Raw genomic sequence first — 22,402 nt, forward strand, 5'->3', positions numbered from 1 at the left:
TAACTAAGCAGAAAAAAGTATGGATGATTTAACCCTGCGTTACTACGACGCCGAAATGCGCTACCTGCTCGAAGCAGGTGAAGAATTTGCTCAGGCCCACCCTGAGCAGGCGGCAATGCTCAATCTTGATAAAGCGGGCGCACGCGACCCTTATGTGGAACGTCTGTTCGAAGGTTTTGCTTTCCTGATGGGGCGGCTTCGCGAGAAGCTCGACGACGATCTGCCGGAGCTGACCGAAGGGCTGGTCAGCCTGTTGTGGCCGCATTACCTGCGTACCATTCCGTCAATGTCGGTGGTGGAGTTCACCCCTGACTGGCGTGAAATGAAAGAGCAAATGCGCATTGTCAAAGGCTTTGAGGTGAACTCACGGCCGATCGGTGAGAAGGGTACGCGCTGCCGGTACACCACCACCAAAGAAATCACCCTTCAGCCGTTGTTGCTGGAGCACGCCCGCCTGTCGACTGACCCTGACGGACGTTCGGTCATCAGCCTGCGGTTTAATTGCAGCCACCTGGCCGACTGGAGCCGTGTCGATCTCAGCCAGATCCCGTTCTACTTCAACGCTGATGCACCGCTGGCCTGTGCGATGCATGAAGCCTTTACCATGAACACTGCGCGTCTCTGGCTGCGGATGCCGGGTGACATGGACAGAAGACCGCTCGACGGGTATTTCACCGCACTGGGTTTTGGCGACGACGACGACCTGTGGCCGAAGGGAAGCAGCAGCTTTAGAGGCTACCAGCTGCTACTGGAGTACTTCACCTTCCGTGAGAAATTCATGTTCACAGGGCTGCGTGGGCTGGAGACCGTGGCTTTTCCGGCTGAGCTCCCATGGTTTGAAATCGACGTGGTACTGGCGGAACGCTGGGAGCATGATTTCAGCTTTACCGAAAAGCATCTGCGCCTGAACTGTGTGCCAGTGATAAACCTGTTCCCGCTGGAATCCGACCCGCTGACGCTCAATTCATTGCAGACCGAATACATGCTGCGCCCGATGCGCGTTCAGGATGGCCATACTGAGATATACGCTGTCGATTCGGTGATGTCATCGAGCCAGCATACCTACGTGCCGTTTTCGAGCTTTCGCCACAAAGGCGGAATGATGCGCCATGAAGCCCCGGAATATTACTACCACACTCGTGTGCGTCGCGGCCCGTCAGGTCTGCATAACACCTGGCTTATCCTCGGCGGTGAAGCGTTTGATAACCACACCGTTCCGGAAGACGAGAGCCTGTCGCTGACGCTTACCGGCACCAACGGTCAACTGCCACGACGAGCACTGCAGAGCACGGTGCTTGATACGGTGATGAAAACTACCTCAGCCAGCATCGCCGTGCGTAACCTGTGTGCGCCGACACAGCCCTGTTACCCACCGGCGCAGGATCGTTTTCACTGGCGCGTACTCAGCCATCTCGGCAGCGGTTTCCTGTCAATGATGGATAATGCCGACGTGCTGCGTGGCACCCTTGCGCTGTATGAATGGACCGACAGTGAAATGAACCGCCGCCGTCTGGAGGCCATCATCGATGTGAAACACAGCGAAACCGAGCGCTTTGAGCAGGGCTATATGGTTCGCGGTGTGCAGATTGAGGTGACGCTGGACAGTCACGGCTTTGCCGGACGCGGCGATATCTGCCTGTTTGGCGAGATGCTGAGTCGCTTCTTCGCGCTCTACACCGATATCTATCTGTTTAACCGCCTGATTATTATCCTGCAACCAACCGGAGAGCGCCTGGAATGGGAAGAGAAGCACAACCGCCGCATTCCAGGCTGACCCCGCGGCTGGAGGCTGACCTTCACCGGATAAACTTTTACCGTTTCTGCCAGCTGCTGGAGAAACTGAATCCGGACCGGCCGCTGATGGGCTCAACCAGCCATCCCGGTGATGACCCGGTGCGATTTGCACCGCATCCCGGGATGGGTTTCCCTGCCAGTGAACTGAAGGCTGTCGAATATGACGAGGATAATGACAGCAAGCCACCGCTCATCCGCACGACCTTTATGGGGATGTACGGTGTCGATTCCCCCTTACCAACGGCCTACCTGGATGACATCACCCAGCGTCGCGAAGGGCACGAGGCGCTTCAGGGCTTTCTGGATATCTTCAGCCACCGCATCCTGACGCAGTTTTATCGCATCTGGCGTAAATACTCGTACCCGGCCACGTTTGAGCCCGGCGGCACCGACAGTATTTCGCAGTCGCTGCTGGGCCTGGTGGGGCTGGGCATTCCGGGCACTGCAGAGCATATCGCCACCCCGGTATCCCGTTTTCTGTCACTGCTGGGCGTACTGCAGCAGCCAGGTAAAACCCAGGAGGGGATGCAGGCGCTGGTGACGCTGCTGGCCCCGGATACTACTGTGAAGGTCAGCCCCTACTGTCTGCGCCCGGTAGAGGTCAGCCAGCCACTGGGCTTTTACGATGATGACGATGTTCTTCTGGATGGCAACACGCCGCTGGGTGAAGAAGCCATGGATGCTAACAGCCAGTTGCTGATTGCGCTTGCGACAGACAGCGAACAGGAATCACAGGGCTGGAAACCTGATGGTCTGCTGTATCAGGACTTTCTCGTGATGCTGCGGGTGTATCTGGGCTGGCGCTTTAAGGCAACAATCTCTCTGACCACCCGGACCCGTCTGCTGGCCGCGCCGCCGCTCGGTGAAGGCCCCTTCTGGCTGGGGATGAATGGCGTTCTGGGCGCGGAAGACGAAGGCCTCCCGGACGATATTCCGCAGACCTTTACGACGGAACTGGGCTATTACACCGGCCTGCAGCCCGCAACACCACAACAAGGAAACCGACGTGTTACGTACAAGTTTAACTAAAACCACGCGCTGGCTGCTACCGCTGCTGGCATTCAGCCTGGCTAGCTGTGGCGTGACGCAGAGCGTCACCGATGGCACTAAATCGGCGTTTAATGCCGTGTTCTACAAAAAAATCAAGGTGCTGCACCTCGATTTCACCGCCCGTGAAGCGCTGAACACCGATTCCCGCGAGAGTAACTCGCTGTCTGAGCCGGTGGTGGTTCGCGTCTACCAGTTAAAAGACCGTAAAACCTTCGACAAAATGGTCTACCAGCAGTTGCTGAAAGACGGAGAAACCATTCTGAAAGCTGACCTGCTGGCCACCCGGGATGTGGTGGTGAAGCCAGGCGGCGATGCGAACCTGAGTATGCCGATGGAAGAAGAGGCGAAGTATGTGGCGGTGGTGGGTCTGTTCCGTCACCCGGATATGGTCAACAACACCTGGAAGCTGGTGACAGAGCGTGAAGACCTTGACCCGGATAAACCGCGTATTCTGGAAGCGGGGAATAACCATCTGACACTGCAATCGCTCAAGGACGATTAATGCCTCAGGGACACAACACGCCATCGCTGTATGAAATGCTGAGCGGGAATTTTTCTGGTGGCCTGAGCCTCCATCAGGTCAGTGAACAAAATCAGGTCATCCTTTCGGTGCTGGATAATATGCAACGGATCCTTAACTGCCGTGCGGGCACGCTGGCGCATTTGCCGGACTATGGCCTGCCCGATATGACCAAAACACTGCAGGGCATGCCGGGTACCGCGCATCAGTTGCTGAAGACGTTTTCCGACGTGTTGCTCAAATACGAGCCGCGTCTGAAAAATATCAACGTCATCCTGCTCGACCAGCATATCCCCGGCGAGCTGCGCTATGCCATTGATGCAGAACTTAACGGCATTGGCCTCGTACGCTATGGCACCGAGTTTATGCCAGAAGGGCGGGTTCTCCTGCGACACCTGAAGCAACAGCAGTATCTCGACACAGCAACCCGGCTGTAAGGCCAGTTAATACCATGTCAGTAAAATCACAGTTCCTCGAAAAACTACAGGCCAGAGAGCCAGCCCCGATCTTATCTACCAGCAAGACTCAGGCCGATATTGCAGCGTTTCGCCTGCGAATGGTGCAGCTTCAGGAACAGATGGATGCGTGGCTGGTGGGTACCGGATTGAATGTGGAAACATTTATCGTCTCTGTTACGGACCTGCTGGTGGAGGACAGGACTTTTGAGATTGCCGCTATCAACCTGCGTTACGACGACCGCTCTGTATAATTTACACCGGTATTTTTGTACGGTCAGGGCGTGACAGGATGCGTGGAAGTGACCCTTCATGCAGAAGGCAGTGTGACGTCTGTGGGGCGCCTTTTCATGCGGGCAGGTCATTTCAGTGACTGGTCCTTTACTCCGCCGGGAGCATTATCCCGTCCCGGACAGAGTTTTGATGAAAGCACCTTTTTTAGTCTGATTCTGGCGCTTCTGCCATAACTGCTGGTATTGCAGTACCCGTTCCTCTGAATATGCCCGCATAAGCGTTAATCCTCAATTTTTCCGTACGCGTCAAAATGGACAACTGGTCATGGATCACATCCCCCCACATAAAATCAAAACCGGTGGTGACCCGCGCACGCTACCGGATTATGCCGCCCTGCGTGATGAACTGAGTAAGCTGACACATCCGGCTCGTCCGGATGTGAACTGGCGTTATGCCGAAAAACGCTGTCTCTCACTGTTTGAGCAGAATGGTGTGGAGCTACAGACGCTGTCCTGGTATACGCTTGCCCGTACGCAACTGGCTGGTTTATTGGGGCTCAATGAAGGGCTGGCGATACTCGAGGCACTGATAAGCCATCAGTGGGGCGCACTCTGGCCGCAGCCTGTCCATGCCCGCATGAAAATCCTCAGCAGTCTGAGTCAGCGTTTACAGCAACTGATTCGCTCGCTCCCGCTAAATCACAGCGACCTCAGCCAGCTGTATCGGGCGGAGCAACAGCTTACCGCTCTGGGTGAGGTGCTGCAGGGCCTGGAGCTTAAGCATCTGAGCCAGCTCGATACGTTACGTACCTTGATGCACAACAGTGCTGCCAGGCTGGAAAACAGCGATGGCATAACCAGCACCAGGCCGGACATTCAGCCAGGTATCAGGTTGCCTGCCACCGCGATGAATAGTGCCGCAGCATCCACGAAGGACCTTGCTGGTAGTCCGCCTGAAGATACGTCAGCAAGCGTAGTGAAGTGGGTTTATGCGGCGCTGCCGGAACACCAGGCGAATGCAGAAGCATTGGCGGCAATACCCAATCAGGTAAAAAAATGGAAATTCTTCGCTGCCGGGATGTGTACCATGCTGGTGGTAAGCACAGTCACACTATGGAGCTGGCAGTTTCTTAATCGGCCAGTCCCGTTGCAGACTCAGCTTGCAGCCTCACTGGCTCCATTGCCTGCACCTCTTACGTCTGAACAGCTGGATATGTCGCGTCAGCAAGCTCCGTTACCACAGGTTTTAATAACACAAACACAGCAGCAGCTTGCCCGGCTGGGTAAATTGCCTCCTGACTGGAATATTGAATACAGTCGACAGTTGCTGGAACAGGTCCGGGTACTTTGGCCGGAGCAGGCTAAGCCACTAATCCAGCAGTGGCAGCAACAGCTTAATGCTGCCGCATTGCCAACAGAACAGCTGAATGGCTGGTCTCAGGGAATGGCGACACTACAAAAACTGAGTGACAGGCTTAACGAACTGGATGTGCAGAAAGGAAAATACCTGACGGTCAGTGAGCTGAAGTCAGTCGTTTTTTCCGCTATGCAGTCCTTTAATCAATCCATACCGGCTGAAGAGCAGCTAAGGGTATTATCACAAAATCCAGCAGGCGAACCTGTGCCTGCGGCTGTCAGAGCTCAGCTGGAGATGCATCTGAAGCAACTGATTGCCCGTTATGCAGAAATAAAACAGGATTCATTAAAATAAAAAAGATATTCGAAGCACAGGTATCCAGCTAATAACCCAGACCTGGCAGGTCATAATCACAACTCATTCACTGGTGTTGATGGATTTGACCAAAGAACATAGTCAGGGCCGGCAAATGATTATTGATTCTGAGAAGAAAAAGGGCAAAGGGGGATAGCCGTCAGTAATGGCTTGTTATTGATTATTAAGAGTTTTAATTGACTGGGCGGGTTTAAGTACAGGGCAGGCCTGGTGTCCCCTGCAGGAATCGAACCTGCAACTAGCCCTTAGGAGGGGCTCGTTATATCCATTTAACTAAGAGGACAGCGGCGCGCAGTATAGCGCAAACAGGCAGTGAGATTCACTACGTCGTCGTCCGTTTGCTCATTCCGCCAGCAATCCCGGTTTTCTGCGCGCGCTAACGTTACGTGCAGAAAGCGAAAACAGCTGTACTGAAGTCCGGGATGTCATCCAGACTGAAGCGGCACCCCGACTCTAAAATCTTCACTCCCTCTTTACAGCAGACACTTCCAGTAAACGTTTTTCAGACGCCCGCCTGGCAAATCGCCTTCAGCAAACAGACCAGAAAGGCAGACAGGGTAAACTGTCTGCCTTTCCTCTTACTCAGCTTTTTCCTGCTCTTCACGCTGGCGACGTTTCTCCTGCTTCTTCTTCTCAGCCTTCGCTTTAGCCACAGCCGCTTCACTCATGTCGTTGCGGATCTGCGCGTGGCTGATCAGGGCAAAAATCAGCGTGCCGCCGGTAATATTGCCGAGCAGCGTCGGCAGGGCAAACGGCCAGAAGAATTCATACCAGCTGATGCTGCCATTAAAGACCAGATAGAGCACTTCCACCGATCCCACCACGATATGCGCCAGATCGCCCAGCGCAACCAGCCAGGTCATCATTACAATCACCAGCAGTTTGGCACCCCCCGCCGAGGGGAACATCCAGACCATGGTGGCGATAATCCAGCCGGAGATCACCGCATTGGCAAACATCTCGCCGGGCGTATTTTCCATCACCTTCATACTGATGTTGGTAAATGCCTGGCGGGTAGCTTCGTCAAATATCGGCATCTCATTAAACGCCAGCGCACCCAGCGCCGTCCCGATCAGGTTACCCAGCAAGACGATGCCCCATAAACGTAATAGCAGAGCGCCATTACTCCAGGTCGGTTTGTGCATAACCGGCAGGACTGCCGTGACGGTATTTTCGGTAAACAGCTGCTGACGCGCCATGATGACGATAACAAAACCAAAGGTATAACCCAGGTTTTCAAGCAGGAATGCCCCTGGTACGCCATCCAGATGCACCTGAAATATCCCCTTCGCCATCAGCGAGGCGCCCATGGATAAGCCCGCCGCAATGGCTGACCAGAGCAGCGCCATACCGTCGCGCTCCAGCTCTTTTTCCCCATCCTGGCGTATCTCTTCATGGATGGCGGCGGCGCGGGAGGGTAAAGCCTCCTCATCGACTTCGATGTCAGTGCCCTTATCCTTCTCTTCACTCTCGACGTCGTTAGGACCCTGTTCATTACCTGATGAAGGCTTCATATTTTCTCCTGGTGATAGTGCTGTCGCGTAATAAGCGTAGCCGTTTTTTATTTGCCGATAATGTAACGATCGATGCGAATAAGCGTAACAACGTTTTTCGGAACTGCATTTTTATTCAGACTGCGGGCGATACCGCACGAATAAACCCATGGCATCGAAACTGAGCGGTGGCTCACACTTCGGCCCACAGCAACATTGTGGTAATATCCCGGCCACTTTTAGCTGGTGCGATTCCCCCCTCGATGTTGGAAATCATTACGCTCACTTGTGCATACGACGAACGTGCGCTGTTCCGGCAGCTCTCATTTCGCGTCTCTGCAGGCGACATTGTGCAGATTGAAGGCCCCAATGGTGCCGGTAAGACCTCACTCTTACGCCTGCTGGCTGGCCTGAGCCGTCCTGAACAGGGTGAAATACGCTGGCAGCAGCAGCCAATCCTGCGGCAGCGCGAAGCCTGGCATCAGGCGATGCTCTATCTGGGCCATCATCCCGGTGTCAAAGGCGTGCTTACACCGCTGGAAAACCTGCGTTTCTACCATCCTGATTGCAGTGATGCGCAGATCTTTGCTGCGCTGGAAAGCGTCGATCTCACGGGCGACGAAGAGGTGCCGGTTAGCCGGTTATCGGCGGGCCAGCAGCGTCGGGTAGCGCTGGCGCGTCTGTGGCTCAGCCAGGCCCGCATATGGATTCTCGACGAGCCGCTGACCGCCATCGACAAAGCGGGTGTTAAAAAATTAATGGCGAAATTCGCCCGGCATGCCGATAACGGTGGCGCAGTGATCCTGACAACCCATCAGGATTTGCCCGCGGATGCTGCGCGGGTGCGTAAAATTCGCCTCGGCGACGGGGAGGAAGGCTGATGCTGTTTCGCCTCATCCAGCGTGAATTACGCATCGCCTTTCGCAGCGGGGCTGATGTGATCAATCCGCTCTGGTTTTTCCTGATTGTTATTACCCTGTTTCCGCTGGGCATCGGACCTGACCCGCAACAGCTGGCGCGCATTGCACCGGGCGTAGCCTGGGTTGCCGCGCTGCTGGCGTCGCTGCTGGCGCTGGAGCGGCTGTTTCGCGATGACTTCAGCGATGGTTCGCTGGAGCAACTGGTACTGCTGCCGACGCCGCTGCCGGTAACGGTTATCGGCAAAGTAGTGGCGCACTGGCTGGTCACAGGCGTGCCGCTGATAATCCTGTCGCCGCTGGCCGCGCTGCTGCTGTCACTGGATTTTAATGGCTGGCGGGCGATGGCCCTGACGCTGCTGCTCGGCACGCCAACCCTGAGTTTTCTCGGCGCGATTGGTGTAGGTCTCACGGTGGGTTTACGGCGCGGTGGCGTACTGCTTAGCCTGCTGGTGCTGCCGCTGGCTATTCCGGTCTTGATCTTCGCCAGTGCGGCGATGGAGGCGGCCAGTCAGGGGTTGCCGATTAATGGCTATCTGGCGATTCTCGGCGCGATGCTGCTGGGCAGCGCCACGCTCTCCCCGTTTGCCACGGCGGCAGCGCTAAGAATTACTTTGCAATAACAGCCGTTGAAATAACCGCGCGTAAAAGACGCGGCAACACTCTTTTATCGTTAATGTGAGCATTTGATATGTGGAAAGCGTTACATCAGCTGGCCAGGCCCGAACGGCTCTATCAGTTTTCGGGGCGACTGGTGCCGTGGTTCGCCATCTCAGGACTGGCGGCGTTGCTGCTGGGCTGGGCCTGGGGCTTTGGATTTGCTCCCGCTGACTATCAGCAGGGCGACAGTTTCCGCATCATGTACATTCATGTGCCCGCCGCGATGTGGTCGATGGGCATTTATGCCTCGATGGCCATCGCCGCCTTTATCGGTCTGGTGTGGCAGATGAAAATGGCCGATCTGGTTTCCGCCGCCATGGCACCGGTGGGCGCGGTCTTTACCTTTATTGCGCTGGTCACCGGATCCGCATGGGGTAAGCCGATGTGGGGGACCTGGTGGATCTGGGATGCGCGCCTCACTTCGGAGCTGGTGCTGCTGTTCCTCTATATGGGCGTGATTGCGCTCTGGCATGCTTTTGATGACCGCCGCACCGCAGGGCGGGCCGCGGGTGTTCTCATTCTGGTCGGCGTAGTTAATCTGCCGATCATTCACTTTTCAGTACAGTGGTGGAATACCCTGCATCAGGGCTCGTCGGGCATTCTCCAGCAGGCGATTGCGCCAGTGATGCGAACGCCGCTGCGCTGGGCAATCATCGGTTATCTTCTGGTGTTTATCACGCTGACCCTGATGCGGCTGCGCAACCTGATTCTGTTAACCGAACGTCATCGTCCCTGGGCGATTGATGTGGCGAAGCGGGGAGAGCAGGCATGACACCTGCCTTTTCCTCCTGGCACGCTTTCTTTGAGATGGGGGGCTACGCCTTCTATGTCTGGCTGGCGGTTGCCTGCACGCTGATTCCGCTTGTCGGGCTGACGCTGCATACCCTGTTGCTGCGCCGCCGCCTGCTGGCTGAGATCCGCCAGCACGACGCGCGGGAACGCCGCATCCGGGCAGCGAAATCTAAAAAAGCCGCGGCTGAAGCGGCAGGAGAGATATTGTGAATACCCGTCGACGCAACCGCCTCTATGCGGCAGTGGCGATTCTGCTCGGCCTCGGCCTGGCCACCGCGCTGGTGATGTATGCGCTGCGCTCAAACATCGATCTGTTCTATACCCCAGGTGAAATCCTTTACGGCAAAGGCGAAGCGCACGAGAAGCCCGAAGCGGGTCAGCGGCTGCGCGTCGGCGGCATGGTGATGCCCGGCAGTGTCCGGCGCGATCCGAATACGCTTGCCGTGTCGTTCAAACTTTATGATGCCCGCGGCGTGGTCAGCGTCAGTTTTGAAGGCATCCTGCCGGATCTGTTCCGTGAAGGGCAGGGCGTCGTCGCACAGGGCGTGCTGGCGGCGGGCAACCAGGTAATCGCCAAAGAAGTGCTGGCGAAACATGATGAGAAATATACGCCGCCGGAGATTGAAGACGCGATGAAGAGTAATCACACCGGCCCGCAGTCGCTGTATCAGGCGGGAAATAAATCATCATGATGCCCGAGATTGGTACTTTTCTGCTCTGCCTGGCACTGGGACTCTCCCTGCTGCTGAGCAGCTATCCGCTGTGGGGCGCAGTGCGCCAGGATGCCCGCCTGATGGCGATGGCGCGTCCGCTGGCCTGCGGTCTGTTTATCTGCATCGCGGCGGCTTTCGCGCTGCTGGTCTGGGCCTTTATCAGCAACGATTTTACCGTTGCCTATGTCGTCACAAACTCCAACAGCCTGCTGCCGATTTATTATCGCATCGCCGCCACCTGGGGCGCGCATGAAGGATCGCTGCTGCTGTGGGTGTTGCTGCTCAGCACCTGGACATTGGCGGTGGCGATATTCAGTCGCGGTATGCCGCAGGATGCGCTGGCACGCGTGCTGGCGGTCATGGGGATGATCAATCTCGGCTTCCTGCTGTTTATCCTGCTGACCTCGAATCCATTTGGCCGCACGCTGCCGGACTTTCCGATAGACGGGCACGACCTGAATCCGATGCTGCAGGATATCGGCCTGATCTTCCATCCGCCGCTGCTCTATATGGGTTATGTCGGCTTTTCGGTGGCGTTTGCTTTTGCTATCGCCTCGCTGATGGCCGGACGGCTGGATACGGCCTGGGCGCGCTGGTCGCGTCCCTGGACCACTGCGGCCTGGGTCTTTCTGACGATTGGTATTGTCCTTGGCTCGGCCTGGGCCTATTACGAGCTGGGCTGGGGCGGCTGGTGGTTCTGGGACCCGGTTGAAAATGCGTCGTTTATGCCGTGGCTGGCAGGCACCGCCCTGATGCACTCGCTGGCGGTCACGGAAAAGCGAGGCACCTTTAAGGCCTGGACCGTGCTGCTGGCGATTACCGCGTTTTCGCTGAGCCTGCTGGGGACGTTCCTGGTGCGATCCGGGGTACTGGTGTCGGTGCATTCCTTCGCCTCGGATCCGGCACGCGGGATGTTTATCCTCGCGTTTCTGGTGATTGTTATCGGCAGTTCGCTCCTGCTCTATGCAATTAAAGGCGGGCAGGTACGTGGCCGGGTGCAGAATGAAACCTGGTCGCGCGAATCGTTTTTGCTGGGTAATAACGTGCTGCTGATTGCCGCGATGCTGGTGGTTCTGCTCGGCACGTTGTTGCCGCTGGTGCACAAGCAACTGGGCCTGGGCAGCATTTCGGTCGGTGAGCCGTTCTTCAACACGATGTTCAGCTGGCTGATGGCGCCGTTTGCTTTGCTGATGGGGATCGGGCCACTGGTGCGCTGGCGTCGCGATGAGCCGCAGAAGCTGGCAAAGCGGCTGGCGCTGGCACTGATCGCGACCCTGGCCTGTTCCGTCATCATTCCCTGGTGGCTGCAGGATCGCATTGAGGCGATGACCGTGGTTGGCCTGCTGATGTCACTCTGGATTATCGTGCTGACGCTGCTGGAACTGCATGAGCGTGCCACTCACCGTCATCCGTTCTTTGCCGGTTTACGTCACCTGTCGCGCAGTCACTGGGGCATGGTACTGGGCCATCTTGGGGTAGGGGTGACGGTGATCGGTATTGCATTCAGCACCCAGTACAGCGTGGAACGCGATGTGCGGATGAAGGCGGGTGATAGCATCGATATTCATCACTATCACTTTGTCTTCCGCGGCGTGCAGAATCTGCAGGGGCCTAACTACAGCGGTGGCATGGGCATCATCGATGTCACGCGCAACGGCAAACATGAAGCGACGCTGCAGGCAGAGAAACGCTTTTATACGGCCGCCCGCACCATGATGACCGAAGCGGCGATTGATGGGGGTTTCAGCCGCGATCTCTATGCGGCGCTGGGCGAAGAGCTGGAGGATGGCGGCTGGGCCGTGCGCATCTACTACAAACCCTTTGTCCGCTGGATCTGGTTCGGTGGCGCGCTGATGGCGCTGGGTGGGCTGTTCTGCCTGTTTGATCCCCGTTATCGTTCGCGCAAAAAAGCGGGAATTGAGGAGCGGACATGAACAAGAAAATCCTGTTTATTCCCCTGATGCTGTTTCTGTTGCTGGCGGCGGCGCTGCTGTGGCAGCTGACACGTAATGCCGATGGCGACGATCCGACCCGTCTCGAATCCGCTCTGATCGGCAAGCCGGTGCCGCTGTTCCGGCTGGAAGCTCTCGACCAGCCAGGCAAAACCTACGACCAGCGCGTGCTGACGGATGGTAAACCGATACTGCTGAACGTCTGGGCGACCTGGTGTCCGACCTGTCGCGCCGAGCATCAGTATCTGAATACGCTGGCGGAGCAGGGCATTCGCGTCGTCGGGCTGAACTACAAAGACGATCGTCATAAGGCGGTTAACTGGCTGAATACGCTGGGCAACCCCTACGCGCTGAGCCTCTATGATGGCAACGGCATGCTGGGACTGGATCTCGGCGTCTATGGCGCGCCGGAAACTTTTCTGATCGACGGTAAGGGGATCATCCGTTATCGCCACGCGGGCGATCTCAATGCGCGCGTCTGGGATCAGGAAGTGAAACCCTTGTGGGTGAAATACAGCGCGGAGGCGGGATCATGAGAATGCTGTTACTGCTGTGCGGCCTGCTGTTCAGCATCAACCTATGGGCAAGCATCGACACGCTGCAATTTGACTCGGTGGCCCAGGAAGAACAATACCGCGATCTGACCGCTTCACTGCGCTGTCCGAAGTGCCAGAACAACAGCATCGCCGACTCAAACGCCATGATTGCCGCCGATATGCGGCTGAAAGTTTATCAGCTGATGAAGCAGGGCCAGAGTCGCCAGCAGATCATCGACTACATGGTGGCGCGCTATGGCAACTTCGTCAGCTATTCGCCACCGGTCACGCCCTCAACTTTGGTTTTGTGGGCTGGTCCGGCGCTGTTTGCGCTGATGGGCGGTGCGGTGATTATCCTGCGCAGCCGTCAGCGCAAAACCCGCAGTGAGCTGGATGAAGATGAGCAACAGCGTCTTAATGCGCTACTGAAGTCAGACAGGAAGCCGTAATGAGTGCATTTTGGATTACCCTTTTTCTGTTACTGCTGGCGGCCTGTACGCTGTTCCTGGCGGCGGGCTGGCGGCAACGTCAGGCCAGCACAGGCGATCGCGATCGCCTTAATCAGCGCTTCTACCATCAGCGGATAGATGAGCTGGCACAGGATGAAGATCAGGGCGTCGTCGCTGAGCGTCCACTGATGGAGCGGGAGTTACAGCAGACACTGCTGGCGGATATTCCACCGGCACAGACGATGAAATCACACAGCAGCGGTCGCTGGATTTTGCTGCCAGGCCTGATCGTGCTGATTGGGGTATCGCTGGGGACTTACCTGAAAACCGGTGGCCTGGCACAGCTCACGGGCTGGAAGCAGGTGCAGCAGGCGTATCCTGAGCTGCGTGCCCGACTGATGGACCCTGGCGCTAAACCGCTGAGCATGGAGGAGCTGGCGCGTTTACAGCTCGGATTGCGTACCGCGTTGCAAACGGAACCGGATAATCTGGCTGACTGGACGATGCTGGGACGGCTCGGCATGGTGCTGAATAATGCCGATACGGCCAGCCAGGCATTTGAGCATGCGCTACAGCTTGCTCCCAACGATCTGGCGCTAAAACAGGATTATGCCGAAGTCCTGACGCGATCCCCCGACCCGCAGGATAACCGTCAGGCGTCACTGCTGCTGCAGGCATTGCTAAAAGCGGATCCGCAAAACCTGCGTACGCTGAGCCTGCTGGCATTTAATGCTTACGGACAGCAGCAATATGATCAGGCTATCGACGCATGGCAGACCCTGCTGGGTCTGTTGCCGGCCGGTGATTCGCGACAGGCGATGATCGCCCGCAGCATCGAAAAGGCCAGAAGTGCCGCCGGGCAACAGAGTCGTCAACTGGCGCTGACCGTGACGCTGGCACCTAAGGCAGAAAAAATGTTACCGCAGGACGGAGTGTTGTATATTTCGGTTTCTGACGGTGCTTCACCGGTGCCGGTGGCTGTTAAGCGGATGCCGCTCAGTCACTTCCCGTTGTCGCTGACGCTGGATGACAGCAACGCCATGATGCCGGATCGCCTGCTTTCGGCGCAGCATCAGGTCGAGGTCCGGGTGCGAATCTCCCGCGACGGAAGCGCCAATCCCCGGCCGGGTGACTGGCTGGGCCTGAGCGCAGTGACGCCCTGGGATGGGCATCAGCCGATCGCGGTAGAGATTAATCAGCAGCTTCCCTGAACGCATCAACTGACCGCGTTCAGGATGATGCGTGCCATTGCCTGCTGCCTCTGGCACAAAGTCAGCTATGCTCATCGGGTAAGTCGATACGATACCGGGCTGTGACCTGAACGATGGGTAGACCTTTTTCATCCGCACAGGGAGATTGGAATGAATTATCGCCTGACCAGCCTGGCTGTCGCCAGCGTCCTTCTGGTAGGTTGTGCCAGTTCAAAGCCGGCGAATAGCGATCCTGCTCAGCGCAGCGATCCGTTCGAAGGCTTTAACCGCACGATGTTTAACTTTAACTACAACGTGCTGGATCCGTATGTATTGCGTCCGGTCGCTGTGGCCTGGCGTGATTATGTGCCGGTGCCGGCACGTACCGGCCTGAGCAACTTCCTCGGCAACCTGGAAGAACCTGCCAGCATGGTCAACGCCATCCTGGTCGGCAACGGGCGCGATGCGGGTGTGCACTTTACCCGTTTCTTCCTGAACAGCGTGCTGGGACTGGGCGGTTTCATTGACGTTGCCGGTAAGGCGAATCCGGAACTGGCGCGTGAAGAGCCGCACCGTTTCGGTACCACGCTGGGTCACTATGGCGTCGGCTACGGGCCTTACGTTGAGTTGCCTGCTTACGGCAGCTTCACGGTGCGTCAGGATGGCGGCGACTACGTCGATACGCTTTATCCGATCCTTGGCTGGCTGACCTGGCCAATGTCGATTGGTAAATGGACGCTTGAAGGGATTGAGACCCGCGCGCAGCTGCTGGACTCTGATGCAATCCTGAAACAGCAGAGCGATCCGTACGCCTTTATCCGTAATGCTTACTTCCAGCGTCACGACTTCCTGGCGCGCGGCGGCAAGCTCAAGCCGGAAGATAATCCTAACGCAGCCGCGATTCAGGATGACCTGAAGGATATTGACGCCGAGTAATCGCCCGCGATGCGCCGCCAGAGATGGCGGTTTTTGCCTCTTTGCGCAGCGCGTATCCTCGCTGAGCCATTAAGCGATCCACGGCCACAAAAAAGGGCGACTCACCAGAGTCGCCCTTTTTGTTCGTACCAGCCAGTCAGAACTTATAGTTAAAGTTCGCGCCGTAGAGCCAGGCCTTGCCTTCAGAGGTAAAGGTATAAGGACCTTCTTTCACCGTCACTTTCTGTCCGTGCATATAAGAGATGCCTAAATCCACCGAGGCATCATCGTTAAAGGCGTAAGAAGTACCGGCACTCAGCCATAAACGATCCTGGTCCGGGATGGAGATAGAGCGCTTATCGGCCGGAACCGGACTGTCATCAAACGCAATACCGGTACGGAACGTCCAGTTCTTGTCGTAGGAATAGGTTGTGCCCAGTGCAATGCGGTAGGCATCGTGGAAGCTTTCATCTTTATAGAACAGCGTCTGGCCGTTAGAGCCAGTGGCTTTCAGCTCCTGGAACTGGCTCCAGCTGGTGTAAGCCATGCTGTAGTGAACCGCCCACTGCGGTGCCACTTTATGCCAGCCCGACACTTCCCACATCTCTGGCAGATTCAGCGTTAACGCGCCAGGAACGGTGGTGCCGTTGGTGCCAAAAGGTACGCCTGACACTTCCGGATTATTCACCGCATTCAGCCGGGATGAGAGATTACTTTTGTAATCGCCATCAAAATCAACTTTCACTTCTGAACGATAGGTAAAGCCGAAGCGGTTATTTTCATCCACTTCATACAGGATGCCAGCATTCCAGCCGTAGCCCCACTCATCGCCTTTCAGATGGGCAACCTGCGTATCAGCCGGAACCCCCAGACGCGCGCCTGACTCACCGGCATAACGCTCAATTTTGGCTTTAGCGTAAACCGCATCAAAACCGATGCCTGCACTAAAATGTTCATTAAACCGATAAGCGGTGCTGAGATTTAAATTGCCGGTCATCAGGTCAGTTTTACCGCCGTAACCGCCAGCGGTGTAGCCATTATTAAACTCTGTTGCTAAGCCGTAGTTTGAGGTTGCAGATGCGCCAATCCACCACTGATCGTTGATGGGCTGGACGTAATGAATATTGGGTACCCACTGATTAGGGGCAATATTATTCGCATCCAGGCTGCGGCCACTGGGACTGCGACCACTGATATTTACATCCGGCGCAATATAGACAGCCCCGATAGAAAATTCCGGGCGATCCATTAACGCCATTGTCGCCGGGTTACGGCTGGCAGACGCCGCGGTATCACCCATTGCCCCTTCGCCTGAATATGCGCGACCTAAACCAATCGAAGAGAATTCATTTAACTGAAACCCAGCAGCGTAAACGTGGGAAGAGACAAGCGCCACTGCAGCCGCCACGGCTGACTTTGCAAACAGGTTTTTATGGTTCATGACCACAACCTCATGTGAATTATTATTTAACGCTATAACGTCGCGTAACAAAGGACGGCGGATTGTAGGGACTGATGTAAAGCGCACATATCAGACCAGTGCGGAGAGTATAGGTCCGACCTGTGTGCATGTTGCAATATTGTTTTTAAAATATTTCAGGTTTGATCGCTTAAAATTCGATCTGCATAACAAAAAGCCCCTGATCCTGGACAGCATAACCATTCCAGTTTGTTCTGGATCAATTTTTATTGTGATATTCGTCACTTAGCAACAGGTGCGTGGCGCATCTTTCAGCGAGCAGGTAAGATTTCGTCCATAAAATCGCTCAACCTATGCAATTGCTGGTCTGGAGAATGAAATGACTGATGCCATTAAAAAATGCAGTGCGACCGAAACCGCAGCCTGTTGTTGTGTTGATGTCGGCACGGTAATGGATAACACCGATTGCACCGCCAGCTGGTCAGAATGGTTTGCTCAGCGTGCCGATGCGGAAGCGAAATTAGCGCAACTGACCGAACGTGCCCGCGAGGTTGAATCAGAACCCTGTCTGATTGAATCGCGCTTCAGCGAAGTGGATCAGGGAGTGCAGCTGGATATCGATTTCACCTTCAGCTGCCAGGCGGAAACCATGATTTTTCAGCTCGGTTTGCGTTAAGTCCCATTACGCCGCGTCACTGCGGCGTTTTTCATTTTCGTGTTTCCCTTCGCACTTTTTCCCTTCCGATATTGGCGGCTCACCCGCTTGTGGTTAACACTGATCAGGTCAGACCTCTTCAGGCAATGATGCCACAGTCCCAGCCACAGGTGAGAACAATGAGCAAAGCGCAGCCGCTGCTGACGCGTGATGGTGAACGCATCGCAATAACCCACGGATTACGCACCCCTTTCTTACGCCAGGCGACCGGCTTCCATGGCATTCCCGCCATTGAGCTGGGACGCATGGTGGTCAGCGAATTAATGGCGCGCAGTGAACTGCCGGCTGAGGTGATCGAGCAACTGGTCTTTGGGCAGGTGGTGCAGATGCCGGAAGCGCCGAACATTGCGCGTGAAATTGTATTAAGCAGCGGGTTGAGTGTGCATACCGATGCCTACAGCGTCAGCCGTGCCTGCGCCACCAGCTTTCAGGCGGTAGCGAATGTGGCAGAAAGTCTGCTGGCGGGCACCATCTCTGCCGGTATTGCCGGTGGCGCAGACTCTTCGTCGGTGTTGCCGATTGGGGTCAGTAAAACGCTGGCCCGCGCGTTGGTGGATCTCAATAAAGCCCGCAGCTTCGGTCAAAAACTGCACATCCTGCGGCGTCTGCGCCCGCGTGATCTGCTGCCGGTCCCGCCCGCAGTGGCGGAGTATTCGACCGGCCTGCGCATGGGCGACACTGCGGAGCAGATGGCTAAGAGTCACGGCATCACGCGCGAAGCACAGGATGCGCTGGCGCTGCGATCCCATCAGCATGCCGCAAGGGCCTGGCAATCCGGGGTACTGAATCAGGAAGTCATGGCAGCCTTTGTGCCGCCGTGGAAAAGCGCCATCGATCAGGACAATAACGTGCGGATGAACGCCAAAGCGGAGGATTACGCCCGACTGCGTCCGGCATTTGATCGCCAGCACGGCAGCGTCACCGCGGCCAACAGCACGCCTCTCACCGACGGCGCGGCGGCAGTGATTCTGATGCGCGAGGGCCGCGCCCGTGAACTGGGCATCAGGCCGCTGGGCTATCTGCGCAGCTACGCCTTTACCGCCATTGGTGTGCAGCAGGATATGCTGCTGGGCCCGGCTTACGCTTCACCACTGGCACTGGATCGCGCCGGCATAACCCTGGCCGATCTGACGCTGATCGATATGCATGAAGCTTTTGCTGCCCAGACGCTGAGCAACCTGCACATGTTTCGCGACGAGCGTTTTGCCCGTGAGGTGCTGAATCGGCCACACGCGCTGGGCGAAGTGAATGAAGAGCGCTTTAACGTGCTGGGCGGATCGATCGCCTATGGTCATCCTTTTGCCGCCACGGGCGCGCGCATGATCACCCAGACGCTGAATGAATTACGCCGTCGCGGTGGCGGGTTAGGACTGGTAACAGCCTGCGCGGCAGGCGGCCTGGGTGCGGCAATGATTCTGGAGGCCGAATAATGGAGCAGAATGCGTTTCATCTGAAGATGCGACTGGATCACGTCGGCATCATTACGATCGATGTCCCTGGTGAGAAGATGAACACCCTGAAAGCGGAATTTGCCGGGCAGATCACCGCCATCATTGCGGAAGCGCGACGCGATCCGCAACTGGCTGGCCTGGTGCTGATTTCCGGTAAAGCGGACAACTTCATCGCGGGCGCAGACATCAGCATGATTGACCGCTGTAAGAGCGCGCAGGAAGCCGAAGCGCTGGCAAAACAGGGCCAGGAAGTGATGGCTGCGCTCGACGCGCTGCCGTTCCCTGTGGTCGCGGCGATCCACGGCGCCTGCCTGGGAGGCGGACTGGAACTGGCGCTGGCCTGTGATGCCCGTATCTGCTCGCTGGATGATAAAACCCGCCTCGGTTTGCCGGAAGTGCAACTCGGCTTACTGCCTGGCTCTGGCGGCACTCAGCGGCTGCCACGCTTAATCGGCGTGCAGCAGGCACTGCCACTGATTCTTACCGGCAAAGCCCTGCGGGCGAAACAGGCCCGTAAGCTGGGCGTGGTCGATGACGCGGTGCCGCAGGCGATTCTGCTGGAGACCGCCATTGCCCGGGTGAAAAAGGGCAAGGTTAGTGGACGAACGCTGCCGCTGCGCGATCGTCTGCTGCATGGTCCGGTTGGCCGTCAGGCGCTGTTTGCGCTGGCGACCCGACAGACCGCAGCCAAAACGCAGGGTAACTATCCGGCAGCAAAACGCATTATTGAGGTGGTGCGCATCGGGCTGGAGCAGGGCAGTCGGGCCGGACATGAGGCTGAAGCACGCGCTTTTGGTGAGCTGGCGATGACGCCAGAATCTGTTGCGCTGCGCGGGATCTTTTTCGCGACTACGGCTATGAAAAAGGAGCGGGGCGGTGAAGCGGAACCCGGCACCGTTAAGCGTGTTGGTATCCTCGGCGGCGGCCTGATGGGCGGCGGCATCGCCAGCGTCACTGCAATCAACGCCGGGTTGCCGGTACGCATTAAAGATATCAGCCTGGAAGGGGTGAACCATGCGCTGAAAACCAGCTGGGAACTGCTGAGCAAAAAGGTTAAACGCCGCCAGCTCACTCCGGCACAGCGTCAGCAGCAGATGGCACGTATCACGGGCGGCATCGATTATCAGGGCTTCTCACAGCGCGACGTGGTAATTGAAGCCGTATTCGAAGATTTAGCCCTGAAGCAGCAGATGGTCAGCGAAGTGGAGGCACACTGTCAGCCGCATACGCTGTTTGCCTCAAATACCTCTTCGCTGCCGATTGAGGCGATCGCCGCCGGCGCCCAGCGTCCTGAGAACGTCATCGGGCTGCACTATTTCAGTCCGGTAGAGAAAATGCCGCTGGTGGAGGTGATTCCTCATCTGAATACCTCTACCGCGACGCTGGTGACGATTGTGGCGCTGGCGCGCAGCCAGGGTAAAACTCCGATTGTGGTGGCGGACAAGCCTGGCTTCTATGTTAACCGCATCCTGACGCCCTATATAAATGAAGCGATGCGCTGCCTGCTGGAGGGCGAGCCGATTGACCATATTGATCGGGCGCTGGTGAAGTTTGGTTTTCCGGTCGGCCCGATTCAGCTGCTGGATGAGGTCGGTATCGACGTTGGCAGCAAAATCAGTCCCATCCTGTATCAGGCTTATGGTGAACGCTTTGCCGCGCCAGCCGCTTTTGATGCGGTGCTGAAAGATGGCCGCAAGGGACGTAAAAACAGTAAAGGCTTTTATCGCTATGACCAGCCGCGCTGGCAGCGTAAAAAACCGGACGCTTCGCTGTATACGTTGCTGAAAATCTCGCCGCAGGCCAGGCAGAGTGAAGCGCAGATTGCTGAACGCTGCGTGATGATGATGCTGAACGAAGCGGCTCGCTGTCTTGATGAGCAGGTGGTTCGCTGCGCCCGCGATGGGGATATCGGTGCGGTGTTTGGCATCGGCTTTCCGCCTTTCTTAGGCGGCCCGTTCCACTACATGGACAAACTGGGCGCGGCGGACGTGGTCAACAGATTAACCCGGCTTGCGCAGCAGCATGGCGAACGATTCACACCCTGTGAGGCGCTCATTCAGGCGGCTGCAAAATAGACGAAATTTTACATTTCTGCTGAAAATGGAATAACCAATCCGATTCAGCGGCTTAGAAAAGCGCCGCCAGAGTGTGCGGCGCAGCATGATTCTGAGAAGTGCTTATTTAATAAACAACCGGTTGACTATACTAAAGCCATTAGGGTAAAACACAGCGTTCATTCGCAGAGTGAAGAGTCAGGCGCTACGCGTCGGGCGATGTCGACAAACAACAGCGGTGCTTTATGCAAGTTTTTATCATGCGTCACGGCGATGCGGCTCTGGAAGCAGCCAGTGATTCAGTCAGGCCTTTAACCTTATGTGGCTGCAATGAATCACGTCAGATGGCCAACTGGCTTAACAGCCAGACGCCGGACATTGAGCGTGTCCTGGTGAGTCCCTATTTACGCGCGCAGCAAACGCTCGCGACCGTGCGTGAAGCCTTTCCCCTGCCGGAAAGCCAGGACGTTCTGCCGGAATTAACGCCGGGCGGCGATCCGGAGATGGTCGGGTGCTATCTGCAGGCCCTGGCGAATGAAGGGGTGAAATCGGCTCTGGTGATTTCACATTTACCGTTGGTGGGGTATTTAGTCTCTGAACTGTGCCCGCAGGAAGCACCGCCAATGTTCGCCACTTCCGCTATTGCCTGCGTGGAATTCGATCCCGCAGCGAGTGCCGGTAAACTGCTGTGGCAGGTCAGTCCCAAAAAGCTGGCTAAAGCAATCTGACGTCTGTGGGCCGATCATTCCGGCCCCTCTCAGGGCAATTCAGGCGGTTGCCACTCCTCAATCTCAATCAAAACCAGCAGCGCGGCGTCACCGCCGAACATTTTGGGTGCCTGATGAAAAGCCATCACCCACGGATGCTGGGCCAGCCACAGCGGCGTCTGCTGCTTCAGGATATGCTTTCCATGACCGGTCATGACGCTGGCGCAGAACAGATGTTCACGGCGGCAGGCGGCGATCAGTGCCCCCAGTTCCTGCTTGGCCTGCTGCTGCGTTAAGCCGTGCAGATCGAGGAAAATCTCCGGCGTATAGTCGCCACGACGTAATTTTTTCAGCTCAAAATGGCTGACATCGGCGCGCACATAACGGGTAGCACCTTCCGTTGAGAGCAGCGGCTGAAACTCATCCGAAAAGTAATGACTGTTGTCCGCCTGCTCTGAAAGCAGACGCTTTACCGGTATGTGGCGGGTTTTAACCGGCGCTTTGTGGACAAACGTGTCCTGTTTTAACTGGCGTGTACCCGTCATCAACTGGCGAAATAGCGCCTGGTCATCCGGGCTTAGTGGTGTTTTTTTACTCATGGCAGGTCAGTCATATCAGAAAAGGCTGTCACACAGCAGAGCCGATACCTTACCG

At 56.6% G+C, this 22,402-nt stretch carries 22 protein-coding genes, 1 tRNA gene and 1 pseudogene; 20 read left to right on the forward strand and 4 right to left on the reverse strand.

Features of this window, described 5'->3' with window-relative positions:
* The first annotated feature begins 19 nt into the window (after positions 1–19).
* From tssF to ACXKZD_RS05685, 6 genes and pseudogenes are all read left to right on the forward strand, one after another.
* Positions 20–1,774 carry a type VI secretion system baseplate subunit TssF gene (gene tssF, locus ACXKZD_RS05660; RefSeq protein ID WP_010671403.1) on the forward strand — a complete coding sequence of 585 codons (1,755 nt, stop codon included), beginning with the start codon at positions 20–22 and terminating at the stop codon, positions 1,772–1,774.
* Positions 1,738–2,823, forward strand: coding sequence for a type VI secretion system baseplate subunit TssG (tssG, locus tag ACXKZD_RS05665; RefSeq protein WP_033758527.1), 1,086 nt, complete (start codon positions 1,738–1,740; stop codon positions 2,821–2,823). Before tssF ends, tssG begins: the two co-directional genes overlap by 37 nt.
* Entirely contained in the window at positions 2,801–3,346 is a 546-nt protein-coding gene (gene tssJ, locus ACXKZD_RS05670; RefSeq protein ID WP_033758526.1) for a type VI secretion system lipoprotein TssJ, read from the forward strand. The genes tssG and tssJ overlap by 23 nt, the downstream gene beginning before the upstream one ends.
* Positions 3,346–3,801, forward strand: a complete 456-nt coding sequence (tssE, locus tag ACXKZD_RS05675) for a type VI secretion system baseplate subunit TssE (RefSeq protein WP_488981931.1) — start codon at positions 3,346–3,348, stop codon at positions 3,799–3,801. Before tssJ ends, tssE begins: the two co-directional genes overlap by 1 nt.
* Positions 3,802–3,815: 14 nt before the next feature.
* Positions 3,816–4,286: pseudogene (locus ACXKZD_RS05680) on the forward strand (hypothetical protein).
* A gap of 91 nt (positions 4,287–4,377) precedes the next feature.
* Positions 4,378–5,763: a VasL domain-containing protein gene (locus tag ACXKZD_RS05685; RefSeq protein ID WP_488981932.1), complete on the forward strand. Its 1,386-nt coding sequence runs from the start codon at positions 4,378–4,380 to the stop codon at positions 5,761–5,763.
* Between the two features lie 229 nt (positions 5,764–5,992).
* Here ACXKZD_RS05685 and ACXKZD_RS05690 read toward each other — a convergent pair.
* Both ACXKZD_RS05690 and ACXKZD_RS05695 read right to left on the reverse strand, forming a co-directional pair.
* A tRNA-Arg gene (locus ACXKZD_RS05690) sits at positions 5,993–6,067 on the reverse strand.
* A gap of 295 nt (positions 6,068–6,362) precedes the next feature.
* Positions 6,363–7,298 (reverse strand): formate/nitrite transporter family protein, encoded by a 936-nt coding sequence (locus ACXKZD_RS05695; RefSeq protein ID WP_010671426.1) that lies wholly within the window; start codon positions 7,296–7,298, stop codon positions 6,363–6,365.
* 242 nt (positions 7,299–7,540) lie between these two features.
* Between ACXKZD_RS05695 and ccmA the strand changes: the two genes are divergently transcribed.
* The 10 genes from ccmA to mlaA all read left to right on the forward strand — a co-directional run bounded on the left by ccmA (position 7,541) and on the right by mlaA (position 15,422).
* Complete coding sequence (gene ccmA / locus ACXKZD_RS05700; RefSeq protein WP_010257907.1) at positions 7,541–8,158, forward strand: cytochrome c biogenesis heme-transporting ATPase CcmA; 618 nt, start codon at positions 7,541–7,543, stop codon at positions 8,156–8,158.
* Positions 8,158–8,817, forward strand: a complete 660-nt coding sequence (ccmB, locus tag ACXKZD_RS05705) for a heme exporter protein CcmB (RefSeq protein WP_010257910.1) — start codon at positions 8,158–8,160, stop codon at positions 8,815–8,817. Before ccmA ends, ccmB begins: the two co-directional genes overlap by 1 nt.
* Positions 8,818–8,885: 68 nt before the next feature.
* On the forward strand, positions 8,886–9,626 hold the full coding sequence (locus tag ACXKZD_RS05710; protein WP_010257913.1) for a heme ABC transporter permease: 741 nt from the start codon (positions 8,886–8,888) through the stop codon (positions 9,624–9,626).
* Positions 9,623–9,856 (forward strand): heme exporter protein CcmD, encoded by a 234-nt coding sequence (gene ccmD / locus ACXKZD_RS05715; protein WP_060680658.1) that lies wholly within the window; start codon positions 9,623–9,625, stop codon positions 9,854–9,856. Before ACXKZD_RS05710 ends, ccmD begins: the two co-directional genes overlap by 4 nt.
* Complete coding sequence (gene ccmE, locus ACXKZD_RS05720) at positions 9,853–10,338, forward strand: cytochrome c maturation protein CcmE (protein WP_010671430.1); 486 nt, start codon at positions 9,853–9,855, stop codon at positions 10,336–10,338. Before ccmD ends, ccmE begins: the two co-directional genes overlap by 4 nt.
* Entirely contained in the window at positions 10,335–12,293 is a 1,959-nt protein-coding gene (locus tag ACXKZD_RS05725) for a heme lyase CcmF/NrfE family subunit (RefSeq protein WP_488981933.1), read from the forward strand. The genes ccmE and ACXKZD_RS05725 overlap by 4 nt, the downstream gene beginning before the upstream one ends.
* Positions 12,290–12,847, forward strand: a complete 558-nt coding sequence (locus ACXKZD_RS05730; protein ID WP_010257920.1) for a DsbE family thiol:disulfide interchange protein — start codon at positions 12,290–12,292, stop codon at positions 12,845–12,847. The genes ACXKZD_RS05725 and ACXKZD_RS05730 overlap by 4 nt, the downstream gene beginning before the upstream one ends.
* Positions 12,844–13,296 carry a cytochrome c-type biogenesis protein gene (locus tag ACXKZD_RS05735; protein WP_029519443.1) on the forward strand — a complete coding sequence of 151 codons (453 nt, stop codon included), beginning with the start codon at positions 12,844–12,846 and terminating at the stop codon, positions 13,294–13,296. Before ACXKZD_RS05730 ends, ACXKZD_RS05735 begins: the two co-directional genes overlap by 4 nt.
* On the forward strand, positions 13,296–14,507 hold the full coding sequence (gene ccmI / locus ACXKZD_RS05740; RefSeq protein ID WP_324700725.1) for a c-type cytochrome biogenesis protein CcmI: 1,212 nt from the start codon (positions 13,296–13,298) through the stop codon (positions 14,505–14,507). Before ACXKZD_RS05735 ends, ccmI begins: the two co-directional genes overlap by 1 nt.
* Positions 14,508–14,657: 150 nt before the next feature.
* Positions 14,658–15,422, forward strand: a complete 765-nt coding sequence (gene mlaA, locus ACXKZD_RS05745) for a phospholipid-binding lipoprotein MlaA (RefSeq protein ID WP_022625091.1) — start codon at positions 14,658–14,660, stop codon at positions 15,420–15,422.
* 136 nt (positions 15,423–15,558) lie between these two features.
* Here mlaA and fadL read toward each other — a convergent pair whose 3' ends face one another.
* On the reverse strand, positions 15,559–16,842 hold the full coding sequence (gene fadL, locus ACXKZD_RS05750; RefSeq protein WP_010671434.1) for a long-chain fatty acid transporter FadL: 1,284 nt from the start codon (positions 16,840–16,842) through the stop codon (positions 15,559–15,561).
* Between the two features lie 358 nt (positions 16,843–17,200).
* Here fadL and ACXKZD_RS05755 point away from each other — a divergent pair, with 358 nt between their 5' ends.
* The 4 genes from ACXKZD_RS05755 (at position 17,201) to sixA (ending at position 21,769) form a co-directional block, all read left to right on the forward strand.
* Complete coding sequence (locus tag ACXKZD_RS05755; protein WP_010671435.1) at positions 17,201–17,497, forward strand: YfcZ/YiiS family protein; 297 nt, start codon at positions 17,201–17,203, stop codon at positions 17,495–17,497.
* A 158-nt stretch (positions 17,498–17,655) separates the two neighbouring features.
* Positions 17,656–18,966 carry an acetyl-CoA C-acyltransferase FadI gene (fadI, locus tag ACXKZD_RS05760; protein WP_033767497.1) on the forward strand — a complete coding sequence of 437 codons (1,311 nt, stop codon included), beginning with the start codon at positions 17,656–17,658 and terminating at the stop codon, positions 18,964–18,966.
* Entirely contained in the window at positions 18,966–21,062 is a 2,097-nt protein-coding gene (fadJ, locus tag ACXKZD_RS05765; RefSeq protein WP_122457996.1) for a fatty acid oxidation complex subunit alpha FadJ, read from the forward strand. Before fadI ends, fadJ begins: the two co-directional genes overlap by 1 nt.
* A gap of 224 nt (positions 21,063–21,286) precedes the next feature.
* Positions 21,287–21,769 (forward strand): phosphohistidine phosphatase SixA, encoded by a 483-nt coding sequence (gene sixA / locus ACXKZD_RS05770; RefSeq protein WP_010257941.1) that lies wholly within the window; start codon positions 21,287–21,289, stop codon positions 21,767–21,769.
* A gap of 29 nt (positions 21,770–21,798) precedes the next feature.
* Here sixA and smrB read toward each other — a convergent pair whose 3' ends face one another.
* Positions 21,799–22,347 (reverse strand): endonuclease SmrB, encoded by a 549-nt coding sequence (smrB, locus tag ACXKZD_RS05775; protein ID WP_010257944.1) that lies wholly within the window; start codon positions 22,345–22,347, stop codon positions 21,799–21,801.
* Positions 22,348–22,402 lie beyond the last annotated feature (55 nt).

Source organism: Pantoea sp. ABR1s, from assembly GCF_057812235.1.